This window comes from Clostridium sp. LIBA-8841 (assembly GCF_057782475.1).
Genome location: NZ_CM173488.1, coordinates 25677 through 41393, shown reverse-complemented (window position 1 = coordinate 41393; position 15717 = coordinate 25677). Strand labels below are relative to the sequence as shown.

Sequence of the window (15717 nt, the reverse complement as noted above, 5' to 3'; positions counted from 1 at the left end):
AATTATATCTAAAATATAAAGAGGATATTTATAAAGTTTTTAGAATATATTAATGGGTATAAAAAAAAAGCTTGTAACCTTAAGTTACAAGCTTTTGGTGCGGCGAAGAGGATTCGAACCCCCGACCAATCGGTTCGTAGCCGACTACTCTATCCAGCTGAGCTACCACCGCATATTAACAGACTTATAATATCATATATTAATTAATAAATCAAGATATTACATATTATTCCCAAAGCTTAATTTATTATTAAATATATTATTAATGTCTAATACAATATTCTATTAACTAGATATTTTTTATATTAAATATTATACTTAGTTAGTAATATTATATTAAAAAAGGAGGAAAAAGTGCATTGAAAAATTTTGTTATATTCGCTGACTCAGCAGCAGACCTTCCAAAGAGCATGGTTAAAGATTTAGATATTAATTATTTAGGACTTATATGTAATATTAATAATAAAGAATATGTTGATAATTTTGACGGAAAATTAACTCATAAAGATTTTTATAATAAAATAAGAGAAGGTGCTATGCCATCAACAAGTCAAGTAAATTCATTTAGATTTGTTGAAGCTTTTGAAGAGTATGTAAAACAAGGAATCTCAGTGCTATATTTAGCATTTTCATCAGCTTTAAGTGGAACACACAATAGTTCACTTATGGCTCGCGAAGAACTTTTGGAAAAATATCCTGATGCAGATATAAGAATAATTGACACTAAAGCAGCTTGCTTAGGTGAAGGATTAATTGTTTATTATGCTGGTTTAATGAAAAAAGATGGAAAATCTATAGATGAAATTTCTTCTTGGGTTGAAGAAAATAAAAACAAAGTATGCCACTATTTCACAGTAGATAGTTTAGATCATTTAAAAAGAGGTGGTAGAATTTCTTCTACAGCCGCAACTATTGGTAGCTTACTAAACATAAAGCCAATGTTATATGTAAATGATGCAGGTGAACTTCATAATTTCGCAAAAGCTAAAGGAAGAAAAAAATCTATAAAAGCTCTTTTCCAAGGACTTGAAAAACACATTGTAAATCCAGAAGAGCAAACAATATTTATAGCTCATAGTGATTGTATTGAAGATGCAGAAATTTTAGCTAATATGATTAGAGAAAAATATAATGTTAAAAACATAATTATAGATTATATAGGAATAGTTATAGGTTCCCATACCGGAGTAGGAACTTTAGCATTATTCTTCTTAGGCGATACAAAAGAACCTTAAAAAATAGAACCTATAAATATATTAAGAGAAGAATTCAAAATATATTTATAGGTTCATTCTTTAATCTAAAAATCTACTTTTCAGCATAAAGTTTTATTATGTTTAGTATTACTTCAACAGCTTTTTCCATTGAATTTATTGAGATATATTCATATCTTCCATGGAAGTTTTCACCACCAGTAAATATGTTTGGTGTTGGTAATCCCATAAATGATAATCTAGCACCATCAGTACCACCTCTTATAGGGTTCTTGATTGGTTCAATTCCACATTCCTTCATAGCTTTTTCAGCGGTTTCAACAATGTGCATTCTAGGTTCTATCATTTCTTTCATATTCATATATTGGTCTTTTAAAGTTACAGTAACTGTACCTTCACCATATTTTTTATTTAATTCATCAGCGATTTCATTAAATTTAGCTTTTCTATTTTTGAATCCTTCTTTGTCAAAGTCTCTTATTATGAATGATAATGTAGTTTTTTCTACTTCTCCTTTTATATCTAATAAGAATGAGAATCCTTCATATCCTTCAGTTTTTTCTGGAACTTCATCTAAAGGAAGCATAGAAATAAACTCATGAGCAACTAAAATAGAGTTAATCATCTTTCCTTTAGCACTTCCTGGGTGAACATTTTTACCTATTGTTTCAACCTTAGCGCCTGCAGCATTAAAGTTTTCATACTCTAATTCACCTATTCTACCACCATCCATTGTGTAAGCAAAATCTGCTCCAAATCCTTTAACATCAAAGTGATCTGCACCTTCTCCAATTTCCTCGTCTGGAGTGAATGCTATTTTAATATCACCATGTTTAATCTCTGGATTATTTACTAAGTATTCAATAGCAGTTATTATTTCAGCTACACCAGCTTTATCATCAGCTCCTAAAAGGGTTGTTCCATCTGTAGTTATTAAAGTCTGTCCTTTATACATAGGAAGTTCTGGTGAAAACTTTGGTGATAATACATAACCATTTCCTAATTCTATATCTTTACCATCATAGTTTTCAACAATTTTAGGATTTACATTTTTTCCACTCATATCTGGTGCAGTATCCATGTGTGAAATAAATCCTATTTTAGGAATATCTTTGTCACAATTGCTGTTTAAAGAAGCATATACATATCCCTCTTCGCTTATTCTTACTTCATCTACTCCAATTGCCTTTAATTCCTCTGCAAGCATTTTTCCTAGTTCTAGCTGGCCTTTTGTACTAGGAGTCACTCCTGTTGTTTCATCTGATTTAGTATCTACTTTTACATATTCTAAAAATCTTTCATGAACTTTTTTCATACTCAACACCACCTTATTACAAAATAAATTGTTAACGTTTTATTTAAGCGATTACTTTATATTAATATTATGACTGTTTAATACTAAAAATACAATAGTCCTTATTTAAAGGACAAAAATGTAATATAATGATTAAGGTTAATATTTTTTTGATATTATGATAATTATTGTCTATTATTTAAATTATTGTCTATTATTTAAATATAAATATTAAATTTTTTAGGAGTACATAAATGAAAAAACAAAAACTTTTAATCACAATCTGCTCAACATTATTAATATCATTAGTATTAGTTGCAGCTTATTTTACAATATCATTTAAAAATAATTTAAATGAATTCAATGAAGCTTTAGAATCAAATAATTATGAAGCAGCTTCAAATTATTTTAACAAGGGAACAAAAAATATTTTATTAAAAAAATCATTTCTTAATTCATCAGATGACATAATAATAAAAAAGTTCTCAGATATAAAAGCTGATTTTTCTTCTGGAGATATATCAGAAGAAGTAGCAGTAGAACAATTAAATCACTTACTTTCTTTCAATGTATTAAATGAAGAAATATCAAACTTTAAATATACAGTTCCCATAATTAAAAATTCAAAGGAATATTTTGATATTGGAGTTTCTAAGTTAAATGAATATAACTATTTAGAAGCTTTAAACTATTTTAAAAGTGTACATAATCTTTCTGATTTTAAATCAAAAGCTTCAGACTATGAAGAAGTATGTTTAAATGAAATAAGAGAACCTATCTTAGAAACTGTAGATGAATATATTTCAAATGAAAAATATTCAAAAGGAATAGAATATTTAGATTCTCAGCTTGAAACTTTACCAGAAGATTCAACATTACAAGCCAAAAAAGATGAATTAGAAAAACTTAGATTAGAGCATCTTGAAAATTATAGTCAAAAAAATATAGATAAGGCTACAGAAAGAACTGCTCCCGTTATGGAATATTATAAAAAATTAAATTCAGATACAATAAATCAATTTGATATTAGTAGTAAAACTGATCATTTAGTTTTCGTTAATATTGCTGAACAAAAGACTTATGTATATGAAGGCTCAGAAAATAATTGGTCTTTAGAAAAATCTTTCCTTTGTTCAACAGGTATTGAAGGAAAAGAAACGCCAGTTGGAGTATTCACTGTTCAATCTAGAGCACCATGGTTTTTCTCACCTAAATACGGTCAGGGTGGAAAATACTATGTTCAATTCATGGGAAATTATTTATTTCATTCAATTCCTTTTGATGCAGACCAAACAACAGTATCTGATTCAACCTTAGGTGTTCCTTCCTCTCATGGATGCATAAGATTAGCTGTTGAAGATTCTAAATGGCTTTATGATAATGTTAAAAACGGCTCAAAAATAATAATATATTAAATAAAAAACAGCTCTAAAAGAGCTGTTTTTTTAATTATTTTTTTTACTTATTCCATGGTTATATATTCTTCTGCTATCTAAAGACCAAATTCTTTCTGAGAATTCATTTACTTTAGTTTCACTAATTGCCTTCTTCATATCATACATTCTAGCATCCATTACATCTAAATAGTGTAACATTTCTGCCTCTGGTATAAGAGGCTTAATAGGACTTCCGTATTCAGGTTCATAATGATGAGATAGAACCATATGTTGAAGTAACATTATAATCTTGCTATCTGCATTCACTTCTTTTCCTATTACCTCAATTTCTTTTATTCCTTGAGTAATATGCCCAAGTAAAGTTCCCTCTAAAGTATATTCATCAACTATTCCCATTTCATTAGAAGACATTTCCTTTATTTTAGCCATGTCATGAAGTATTACCCCTGCATAAACTAAATCTTTATTTAAGAAATCATATATACCACAAATATTCTCTGCTAACTTTAACATAGTTGTTATGTGATATAATAAGCCTCCCTTTATTGAATGATGATTAGATTTCGCTGCTGGATAATATTTAAGCTTATCCTCATTAATTTCTAAAATTCTATTAAGAATATTCTTTACATCTATATCATTCATATTATCAACAACACATTTTATAGTGTTAATCATTTCATCGCTAGTATATGGTGCACATTGAACATAATCATCTAAATTTATGTTATCTTCCTCATTAGTTTCTCTAACATGTTCTACTTTAAACTGAAGCGTTCCTTGCCAACTATTTATAGTTCCTCGCATCTTAACAACAGTATTGCATTTTAACTCTTCATGCTCAGGTTTAATCTCCCATACTTTGCCTAATATATCCCCAGTTTTATCACTTAGAACTAAATCTAAATACTTTTTACCACCTGAATTAGTAGTCTTTAAAGTAATTGATTTTAAAAGAAAAAAACCTTCGACTCTTTCTCCTTTAACGAATTCACCTATTTTTTTTACCGGTATTTCCATAAGTCTATCCTTTCTTTCATTTTAATAATCTCTATTTTAATTATTACATATTATTAAATTTTGTAAACAAATAAACTTCTTATTTATAGCTAAAATTTATATTAATTGATAAAATAACTTATATGGAGGTGGCTAGTTAATGAATTTACCCAATAATGTTCAATATATCTTAGATAAGTTTAACACCAATAATTTTGAAGCCTTTATCGTTGGTGGTTGCGTAAGAGACTCATTATTGAATAAACATCCACAAGATTATGATATTACAACTAATGCATTGCCTGAAAAAATAGAAGAACTTTTTGATAAGACAATTCCTACTGGTATAAAGCATGGAACTGTAACAGTTTTAATAGATAAAACTCCTTATGAGATAACTACATATAGAGTCGATGGTGAATATCTAGACAATAGAAAACCTAAGGATGTAAAGTTCGTTTCTAATATAGAAGAAGATTTATCTAGAAGAGATTTTACTATAAACGCAATGGCATATAGTCCCTATTTAGGATTCAAAGATTATTTTGATGGAAAAGGCGATTTAAAAAAGAGATTAATAAAGTGTGTAGGAGATCCTGACAAACGTTTCTCTGAAGATGCTTTAAGAATGCTTAGAGCTATTAGATTTAGCTGTCAATTAAACTTTAAAATAGAAAAAGAAACTGCTGAATCAATAAAAAGAAATTTTAAATTAATAAAAAATATAAGTATGGAAAGAATTCAAAGTGAATTCACTAAAATCATCCTAAGTAATAATCCCGACAGAGGACTTATGCTTCTTAGAAAACTTGGTTTTGCTGATTTATTAATTAAAGAATTTAATGATTTAAAACTAATAAATTGTTATGATGCATATGATGATATTCATGATACTTATGGATTATTAAATTCACTTCCTAAAAAACTTCATGTAAGATTAGCAGGTTTATTTCATAAAGTTTATAATTCTGAAAATGCAGTTGATAAATGCAAAATAATTTTAAAGAAGCTTAAATATGATAATAACACCATAAATAGTACATGTAATTTAGTAGAAAATATAAATAAGATTTCATCCAATATGACAAGAAAAAAACTTAAGCTACTTATAAACTCAGTAGGAGCTGAAAATATTTTTGATCTACTAGAGTTAATAAAAGCTTATTTAACTTATATGGATGAGTATGATACTGAGTATATAGATATTTTAAAAGATAGAATTTCTGATATACTGGCTTCAAAGGAACCTATATTTATCAAGGATTTAGCCATAACAGGTAATGATTTAATTACTGAACTTAACTATACACCTGGAAAGAATATAGGCATTACATTAAATTTTCTTCTTGAAAATGTACTAGAAACCCCAGAATTAAATACAAAAGAAAATTTACTAAACCTTAGTAAACAATATTCTTCTTATAGATAATGAAAATGGATTGTATCAAAACTTAAAATAATAAAACTTATAAATAACATGAATAGTATATTAGAATAAGTTTTATTTTTAGCTACTTTTGATACAATCTCTTCTCTATTTAAATGCAAACCATATTTTTCCCTTTATTTTTAGCCTCATATAAATTTTTATCAGCCTTTTTTAAAGTTTCTAAATATCCACTTTTCTTTCTAAAATTATGTTTAGCAACTCCAATACTAATAGTTAATTTAGCACCATTTTTCCACCTTAAATTTTCTATACTTGTCCTAATACGTTCTGTGCTTCTAACAACATAATCAAGTCTCTTATTTTTATAAACTACAATAAACTCTTCCCCTCCAAATCGTCCTAGAAAGTCACCTTCTCTAAGTTCATTTTGGATACTCCAAGCCACATCTTTCAAAACATTATCTCCAAATAAATGACCATATTTATCATTTATTTTTTTATAATTATCTAAATCAAGCATAGCTATGAAAAATTCATTTTCATTATTCTCTATTTCATTTATTTTTTCTATTATATATTCCTTGTTATAAACTCCCGTCATAGAATCTCTGCTTAATCTTTCAGCAATAACTTTTATCGTTTTATTTTTTTCATTAATTTGATTTTGAACACTATTTAATTCATCAACTGTGGTTATTAGTTTATATGCTAGTTTTTCAATATCCTTGTTATAAGCTAACTTTTGCGCACTTAATACCTTTTCTTTTTCAATATTTAATCTTTCCATATGAAACTTGCTTACGCATTCTAATAGCATATAATCTTCCTCTACAGTGTTTACCTTACTATTAAACTTCATGAATAATTTTCTAAACTTTAATTCATTAAGTACATCTTCCTTTTCTTCATAATAATCTATTATTTTTTTTAATGAACGTAAAGCCTCAGAATATCTTTCATCTTTTTCATACATCTTATATGCTATAATATAATATTCATTTGCTCTTCTCTTTTCTCCCTTGGCTTCGTATATTTTACCATACAAAAAATAAATATATCCCCTATTAAAATTTAATTTTTCTTCAATAACAAATAAATTTTTTAAAGCTAAATCTAAATTTCCAAGCTTTATATCACATTTAACTATAGGTATTAAGCATTCCATTAATCCCTTTTCTGGCGTTCTGTTCTTTGTGTTTTTCATTAAATTAAAACATTTCTCTGCATTTTCTTTTGCTAACTCAAAATTTGAATTCATGTAATAACAAGTATATAAATTATAAAAAATATCACTTCTAGTAATTTCTCTAAGATCAAGTACATCTACAACTTCATTAAGATAAAAGTTTCCCATACTTGTTACACCTAATTTAAAACAAGTACTTGCCATGAATAAATTTATAGCTATAAGTTCATCTTGACATTCTTTATCTCCAGTTTTATCATAAAGCTCCTGAGCTATTTTCAACCCTTTGTAGGCATACTTAAACGTCATTTTATAGTAACCTTTTTTATTATGAAAAGTGGCTACTATACCATATAGATCTAGTAAAAGTTCATCATATGATAGCTTTATAAGTAATTTTTCAGCCTTTTCAACATACTCAGTTGTTTTTTTATAATTAAGTACATGTGAATTTAGATAACTTAAAACAAAATAAATCATACCTAAAGATTCTAGATCGTCCACTTCTACAATCTCAGATATTAAATATTCACAGTAATCAATGGCTTTCTCCCAATCATTATGAAACCTCTCTAGAATATAAATTCTAAAATCCTCACATAAAACTTTATACCTACTCATAACTTCACCTTTTTATAGTATTTTTAACTTTATTTTACAATATTTTAGCATAAAATGTCTTGTTCTATGTTGATTTTTAAACTTTTTTAACAATTTAAGCACAAAAATGAAATAAGCAAAGATTTAATTCTTTGCTTATTTTAATTAAATTATTTTATTTTCAATTCTTTTTCAAGATAGAATGAGTAAAGATAAGACTCCTTAACCTCTTCTCCTAAAATTTTATTTAAAGTATTTTTATATAAATCAACTTGTATTTTATATTTATTTATAAACTCCTCCTCTTCTCCTTCTTTAATATAATCAGTTTTGTAATCTAGAAGAACATAGCCATCCTCTTCTTCAAAGAAAGCATCTATAATACCTTGTAATCTAACTTTTTCATTTCCATAAACTTTAGTATCAAGACTTTTTTCTACAATGGAACTTGGAATTTCAGTTATAAATGGTAGCTCTCTATAAACCTTTTTACCTGATTTATATGAACTCAACATTCTCTGTCCTAAATCGCTTTTAAAGAATTTTTGTATTTTAAAAACATTTACTACTTTTCCTTCTTCTTCTGTTAAAAGCTCTTTTTGAACCATCTTTTGAACTTCTTCTTTTATTTCATTTATATAAATTACCTTATCTAAATCAATGTGTTGCATTACAAAGTGAGTTATAGTTCCTTTTTTAGCCGCTGAAAATTCTTCTTGTTTTTCTTCCATGAACTTTGGCTTTCTTTTTATTTTTTCTTTTTTATTTTCTTCATTACTGTCATTATCAATAATGTTATAACTTTCTTCCATAAAATCTTCTTCTTGATGAGCTCTCTTTAATTCAGTTACAGAAATATTTGAAGGAGTATTACATGACTCTATATATTTATATTTAAACCCTAGTCTATTTCTTATTTCTATAACTTCTTTTATATCTTTTTTAGATTCAATCCAATTACTACTTTCAAAAGCATCAATATTATTTTTTTCTTGCTTATTTTCATTAGTACTTAAAAGTTCACTTTTTTCCCAACTTTTAAAACTCCAGTTTGAATTATCATCTAAGTTTAAATTTATATCTCCATCACCAATGTTTCTTATAGCATCTCCATCCTTATGTTTAGTTAATGCCATACCAATCCAATCTAAATAACTCTTTCCTTTTAAAACGCTACCAGGACTTATTCTATTGTTTTCAGAAGAAGCTCCCGCCTTGCACCAATTTTCACAAGATTTTTCTAAATCTGATACAGCACCAGTTATGATCAATTTCTCCTTAGCTCTTGTGAATGCAACATATAAAATTCTCATTTCTTCTGATAAAACTTCTAATTCACATTTTTTCTTTATAGCATGTTTTTGAAGTGTATCATACTTTATTCTCTTCTTAACATCTATACAATTCGTTCCTATTCCTAAAGTCTCATGAAGAAGTATATCTTCTCTTAGATCCATCTTATTAAATTGTTTTCCTGTTCCACCTAATATAACAACTGGGAATTCTAGCCCCTTACTTTTATGGATACTCATTATTCTTACAACATCTTCATTTTCTCCAAGTATTTTTGCACTTCCCATATCCCCTGAAGATTTTTTAAGTTTATTTATGAAGTTTATAAAATTAAATAACCCTTTGAAACTTGTTGATTCATATTGTTTTGCTCTTTGGAATAATATTCTTAAATTAGCTTGCCTTTGAATTCCATTTGGCATTGTTCCAACATATCCATAGTAAGATGTATCAGAATATAAGAACCAAATAAACTCATCTATTGGCATATAAGCAGATTTTTCTCTCCACTTATTTAAATACTCTAAGAAATAGTTGCACTTACCCTTTAACTCATCAGAGATAGTTCCGTCATAAGTACCCTCAACAACTTCCTTTATTATTTCAAAGAAATATTTATCATTATTTAATAACCTTAAATCTGCAAATTCTTCAGATGTAAATGAAAATATAGGTGAACGTAATGCAGATAATATATAAATATCTTGCATTGGGTTATCTATTATGTGAAGTAATGCCATTATTGTTCTAATCTCAATAGTTTGAAAATATCCTGTACCAGTGTCAGCATAAACAGGAATGCCCTCAGTTCCTAATTCATCAACAAAGGTTTCAGCCCAGTTTTTAGTTGCTCTAAGCAAAATTACAATATCCTTATATTTAATTTTTCTATACTTTCCTAAATCCTTATCAAAAACCATATAGGTGCTTCCATCTTCAGGATTCATTAACTCCTTAATTTTTTTACCAACTATTCGTGCTTCTAATTGTATGCTATCTAAATCTTCCTCTTCTTCACTTTGCCCATCATCATCACCATAATCTTTATTATCATCTTTACTACCTGCCTTATTTAATATATTTAATTCTATATCACCAGCAACTTTTAAATTCGGTATTTCATCAATATAATAAATCTCTACATTTTCTTCATTTATCTCGCCATAGTTAGCACCTAAGTTTAATGCTTCTTTTTCATCATACTCAAGTTCTCCAACAGTATTACTCATTAAAGTTTGGAAGATGTAGTTTACTCCATTTATAACCTCTTCCCTACTTCTAAAGTTTTTATAAAGCATTATTTTTCTATTTGAATCTTCAAACTCTCTATAATTAATATATTTATCTAAGAAAAGTTCTGGATTCGCTTGTCTAAACTTATATATACTCTGTTTAACATCACCAACCATAAATACATTAGAATTTTCTACATCTCTTCTTGATACCATTCCAACTATAGTTTCTTGAATTGTATTACTATCCTGATATTCATCAACTAAAACTTCTTCAAATTTTTCTCTAAATTCTAAAGCAACCTGTGAAGGCTTTATATTACCATCTTCATCTTTATCTATTAAAATTTCTAAACAAAGATGCTCTAAGTCATTAAAATCTAAAATATCTTTTTCTCTTTTCTTATCTCTATACCTATTAGAAAATTCAATTACTAAACCACTTAAGCATTTCATTAAAGGATACATTTTTTGCATTCCTAAAACTGCTTCTTCTAGAGATGTTTCAAAAACTTTATCCCTTAAATTTTCTATTATTTTTTTACTGTCATCTCTAAGATTTTTAGTTTTTACTAATGCTTTTTCATCATCTACACTAGTTTTTCTAACTGATTTTAGCCTTCCAAAACTTGCTTCCATAAGCTTATTATAAAATGGAACTATTCCTTCTTTTAAAGCAAGTTTAAGCTCTTCAACTTGGATTATTTCAGGATATATATTTACTAAATACGGGTCAAGTCCTACTCCCATTTCAGCTATATCTCTAGCCTGAGCAAGCATTGAATAAGCATTATTTAAATCTAAGCTTATACTTTCTTTTAAAACTTCTATCCACTTTTTACTTTCAAGTTCATTTACGGAATTTATGTTAAACTCCTCTACTTTCTCATTTAACCAATTTTCTGGCCAAGGACCACTCATTATGAAATTATAAAATTTTAATATTATACTATTTAAATTATCATCACTTTTACTTCCACCATAAGCTTCAACTAAATCTTTAAAACATTCATCATCTTTAGCATACATATCTTCAAAAAGGTCCGCTAAAATATCTTGCTTTATAAGCTCACATTCTGTTTGATCCCCTATTCTAAAGCCAGGATCTAAATCTATTAAGTGAAAATTATTTTTTATAACTTCTAAACAAAAAGAATGCATAGTCGTTATACTAGCTCTATTTAAAAGTGCTAATTGTCTCTGAAGTATTTCAGAACTAGGATCCTTCTCTAAAGCTTTAGATATGGCATCTCCTATTCTCTCTCTCATTTCAGAAGCAGCAGCATTAGTAAATGTAACAACCAATAACTTATCTATATCAATAGGATTTTCTCCTTCTGTTATCATCTTTATTATTCTTTCAACTAGTACAGCCGTTTTTCCAGAGCCAGCCGCAGCAGCAACTAAAAGGTTGCATTTTCTAGTATTTATAGCTAATTCTTGTTCTTTAGTCCATTTAGTCCCCATTTACTTCACCGCCTACTTTTTCGTTTATACTCTTCCATATCTCTTCTTCTTTTTTCTTTGCAATAACCTTATATCTATTATCCTCTAAGCTAGAATCAAATTGACATATGTGTGAGTAATTACAATAATCACATACTATATTTTTATTTTCCTTACATGGCTCTATATCAATTTTACCCTCTATCATGTTTTGGCATATCTCAACCATTTTTTCATTAACATATTTTCTTAATAACTCAAATTGTTCCATAGTTATTAATGCCTTATTTTTTCCTAAATCTCCTGCCTTTTTCATATTTGCAGGTATTATAAGTGAGTGCATTCCAGGCTCTAAGCTATTATCCATAGCCTTAATAACTTTTACATCATCAAGTAAAAGCCCCTCTAATTTTAACTCTTTTAAAACCTCTTCTTTTATTTCTTCCTCTGTTAAGTCTCCTTTAGATTTTAATATAGGGTCATCTATTCTAAAATAAAGGATAGCCCCTGGCATAGCCTGATTTTCAACTATATTTTCTGAATTATTTATAAGAGCATCTAAGTAAACTAAAAGTTGTATTTGAAGACCATTATAAAATTTATTTAAGTCAAATTTTTTTGAACCAGTTTTATAATCTATAACTCTTAAATATGTTTCACCATCTAAATTTAATTTATCAACTCTATCTATTCTTCCATTTAAATAAAAACTCTCTCCTGAAGAAAGATCAAGCTTTATAGAATTAACATCTTTCGAAAATCCAAACGCTAACTCATTTTTGTAGATTTCAAAGTCACTTCTCTTCATTTGTTCACTGATTACCATAACTGATTTTGTAAGAATTCTCTTAAATCTATCTGTGAAATAAGAATATCTCTTTGAACTATTTAATATGGATGATTTATTATTTTTAACTTGATTATCAACTAATGAATTTATTATATTTCTACAGTTTTCATGGCTTAAATCACTCCACTTTAAATCTTTCTCCTTAACTTCATTAGTAAATTCATCTAATATTTCATGCATAAAGCTACCTAAATCAGGTGCTGTAAACTCATATATTTTTCTATCTTTAGCCTTTAATCCATATTGTATATAGTAAGCAAAAGGACACTGAGCATATCTTTCTAGTCTTGAAACACTTAAAGAAATTTTATTTTTATTATCTTCATAAAGTCTTTTAGCCTTCTCTTTTGAAATATTATTAGTTAGGTTAGTATATTCAAGTCCTTTCTTGACATATTCTATTTTTTCTTTCCATTTAGGTTCACCTAAATACCAATCGTAAACATACTTCCAATAATCCTCTATTTCAATATCCTCATAATTTTTCCTAATTGCTATCATAAGTTCATTTAAAGTAGGAATCTTAGCAGAAATCTTTTCATACTTATCATTTATTAATTTAAATCCTTCACTTTCTTCTTTTACATTAGGAAGTATCTTCTTTAATCTATGAACTATAATAGATGGTCTTTGAGATTTCCCTTCAAAATCTGCTAAAGGATAAGTTACAACTAAATATTCCTCAGCTATAGTAAAGGCTGTATAAACTAAAAACTGTTCTTCAAACATTTTTGTTCTTGTATCAGAAGCTAATGACACACCTTTTTCAAATAAGATTTCTCTATCATTATCTGATAAGATTCCTTCTTCTTTATTAGCAGAAGGGAGTACCCCATCATTTACTCCAATAATATATAAGGCCTTTGCACCTCTACTTTTTATTCTAGTTATATCTCCTATATTTACTTGGTCTAATGCCACAGGAATTAATCCCATTTCATATTGAGATAATCCAATATTTAATACTTTCATAAATTCATTTAAATCCATAACTTCATTTCCTAGAACATCAACTGCCTGTTCTAAGACATCTATGAAAATATCTCTTACCTCTGAATACTCTTTTGCCTTAATTGCCATATCATTTTCTTTGAAATATTCAACATATTGGTCTATAGTGTCCATGATTTCTAATTTAGAATCTATAAATTCATATAAATTTATAGCAAATTCTTTTAAAGTTTTCTTTCCCTTACATTGCTTATTAAATTCTTCTAGAGGATGAACTATGTTTTCTCTAATGTCATTTAATCTACTTAATCTTTGTTTATTTTCTTCAGATATTTCTTCTTCTTTTAAAATGCTAGAACTATAATTAACCCACTCTTCCATCCACTTCTTTCCCTTTATTCCATAGGCCAATACATAGTTTTCTAATTCATCAATAAACTCCGCACCCTCAATACCTCTAAACTCTTTTATCAATCCAGTTTTAAGATATTTAAACACACTTTCATAAGTCCAATTTTTACTTATTATATCTATTGCTGAGTTTATAAAAACAATAAGTGGGTTACTAGCTATATCTATTTTCTTATCTATATAATAGGGAATCTCATATTCAGTAAAAATAGCTGATACAACCTTCTCGTAATTATCAACATCTCTACATATTATTGAAATATCCTTAAATCTATATTTCTTTTCTCTAACAAGCCTTAATATATCTTTAGCAACGAACTCAACTTCATCATAATTATTATTTGCTCTATAAAGTCTTAAACTTTCATTTTTTCCTCTATACTGTTTAAAAGGATAAGCATAAAGCTGTCTTTCTATATGCTCTAATTCTTTATTTTCTTTGAATCTATATGGGACATCTTCATTCAAATTAATATATCCACTAAAAGCTATTCCCTCTTCTTGAATTAAATTCATTAACCTTTTTTCTGTATTTTTTGTAGCAACAAAAAGGTCACTTTCACCTTTAGCTGAATTTACCTCATCAATAGATAAAGTTATGTTAACGCTCTTAGCTCGCTTTAATAACTTTCCTATCACACTTAACTGATTTGGAGTAAATGAAGTAAACTCATCTATCCAAATTTCAGCTCCATCATATAAAGAACATCCATCTAGTTTTTCATTTAACAGAAGTAACTGATCTTCTCCATCAATATGTCCCTCGTGTAATTTTGAGTTAAATTCATTAAAAACATCCTTTAATTCTTCCATCTTCATTTTAAGATTTTCATCTTCTATTTGATCTATAGTTAAATCCAAAATTTCATTATTTACGTTATATTTTTTAAACTCAGTTATTGTTTTGGAAGCTATATCTATAAATCCTTTTTGTCTAGAAGCATTTTTAAAAACTGTCATATCATCAGATAAATCTTCTAGTACTTTAAAAATAAGCATGCTTTTACCAGCATCACTCATAATTGTTCTTGTTGCCCCTCCACAATCATTAAAAACTTTGTGTGCAAGTCTTTTAAAACTAAGCACCTCAGCATTTAACACATACTTTTCTCCTATAGCTTCTAGCATTCTATTCTCAGTCTGAAAAGTAAATTGCTCTGGAACAATTAAAATTAATTTATTATCAGGTGAATTATTTATCTTCTTTTTTATTTGATTTATACAAAAAGTACTCTTACCAGTACCAGCTCTTCCATATATGATTCTTAATCCCATGTTTACACCTCAAAAATTTATTTATACATTTCAAAATTATTACCTATTATAATAACATTTTATACTTATTTCTTTCTTTTAAATAGCAATATCACAAAAAAAATATATCGTGTATTTTACTATAGAAATTGTTTACAATACGGTATATAATAATGATGAAATCTATAAATTTTATAAAA

8 protein-coding genes and 1 tRNA gene are annotated in these 15717 nt (G+C 27.4%); 3 read left to right on the top strand and 6 right to left on the bottom strand.

The window, feature by feature from the left end; genetic code table 11:
- Positions 1-95: 95 nt before the first annotated feature.
- Positions 96-172: transfer RNA gene (locus tag AC2A4K_RS00175), tRNA-Arg, on the bottom strand.
- 187 nt (positions 173-359) lie between these two features.
- On the opposite strand from AC2A4K_RS00175, the gene AC2A4K_RS00170 reads away from it, so the two are divergent.
- Positions 360-1235 (top strand): DegV family protein, encoded by an 876-nt coding sequence (locus tag AC2A4K_RS00170; protein ID WP_322505366.1) that lies wholly within the window; start codon positions 360-362, stop codon positions 1233-1235.
- 73 nt (positions 1236-1308) lie between these two features.
- Here the strand turns inward: AC2A4K_RS00170 and pepT are convergent, their stop codons facing one another.
- Positions 1309-2529: a peptidase T gene (gene pepT, locus AC2A4K_RS00165; RefSeq protein WP_322505365.1), complete on the bottom strand. Its 1221-nt coding sequence runs from the start codon at positions 2527-2529 to the stop codon at positions 1309-1311.
- Positions 2530-2762: 233 nt separating this feature from the next.
- Here pepT and AC2A4K_RS00160 point away from each other — a divergent pair, with 233 nt between their 5' ends.
- Complete coding sequence (locus AC2A4K_RS00160) at positions 2763-3923, top strand: L,D-transpeptidase family protein (protein ID WP_322505364.1); 1161 nt, start codon at positions 2763-2765, stop codon at positions 3921-3923.
- A gap of 30 nt (positions 3924-3953) precedes the next feature.
- Here the strand turns inward: AC2A4K_RS00160 and AC2A4K_RS00155 are convergent, their stop codons facing one another.
- Positions 3954-4925, bottom strand: a complete 972-nt coding sequence (locus AC2A4K_RS00155; RefSeq protein ID WP_322505363.1) for a 3'-5' exoribonuclease YhaM family protein — start codon at positions 4923-4925, stop codon at positions 3954-3956.
- Between the two features lie 139 nt (positions 4926-5064).
- Here AC2A4K_RS00155 and AC2A4K_RS00150 point away from each other — a divergent pair, with 139 nt between their 5' ends.
- Positions 5065-6333: a CCA tRNA nucleotidyltransferase gene (locus tag AC2A4K_RS00150; RefSeq protein ID WP_322505362.1), complete on the top strand. Its 1269-nt coding sequence runs from the start codon at positions 5065-5067 to the stop codon at positions 6331-6333.
- A 109-nt stretch (positions 6334-6442) separates the two neighbouring features.
- Here the strand turns inward: AC2A4K_RS00150 and AC2A4K_RS00145 are convergent, their stop codons facing one another.
- The 3 genes from AC2A4K_RS00145 to addB form a co-directional block, all read right to left on the bottom strand.
- Positions 6443-8101: a GGDEF domain-containing protein gene (locus AC2A4K_RS00145; RefSeq protein ID WP_322505361.1), complete on the bottom strand. Its 1659-nt coding sequence runs from the start codon at positions 8099-8101 to the stop codon at positions 6443-6445.
- A 149-nt stretch (positions 8102-8250) separates the two neighbouring features.
- Positions 8251-12072: a helicase-exonuclease AddAB subunit AddA gene (addA, locus tag AC2A4K_RS00140; RefSeq protein ID WP_322505360.1), complete on the bottom strand. Its 3822-nt coding sequence runs from the start codon at positions 12070-12072 to the stop codon at positions 8251-8253.
- The gene (gene addB / locus AC2A4K_RS00135) at positions 12062-15538 is read right to left on the bottom strand and encodes a helicase-exonuclease AddAB subunit AddB (protein WP_322505359.1); all 3477 of its coding nucleotides are present in this window, start codon (positions 15536-15538) and stop codon (positions 12062-12064) included. The genes addA and addB overlap by 11 nt, the downstream gene beginning before the upstream one ends.
- Positions 15539-15717 lie beyond the last annotated feature (179 nt).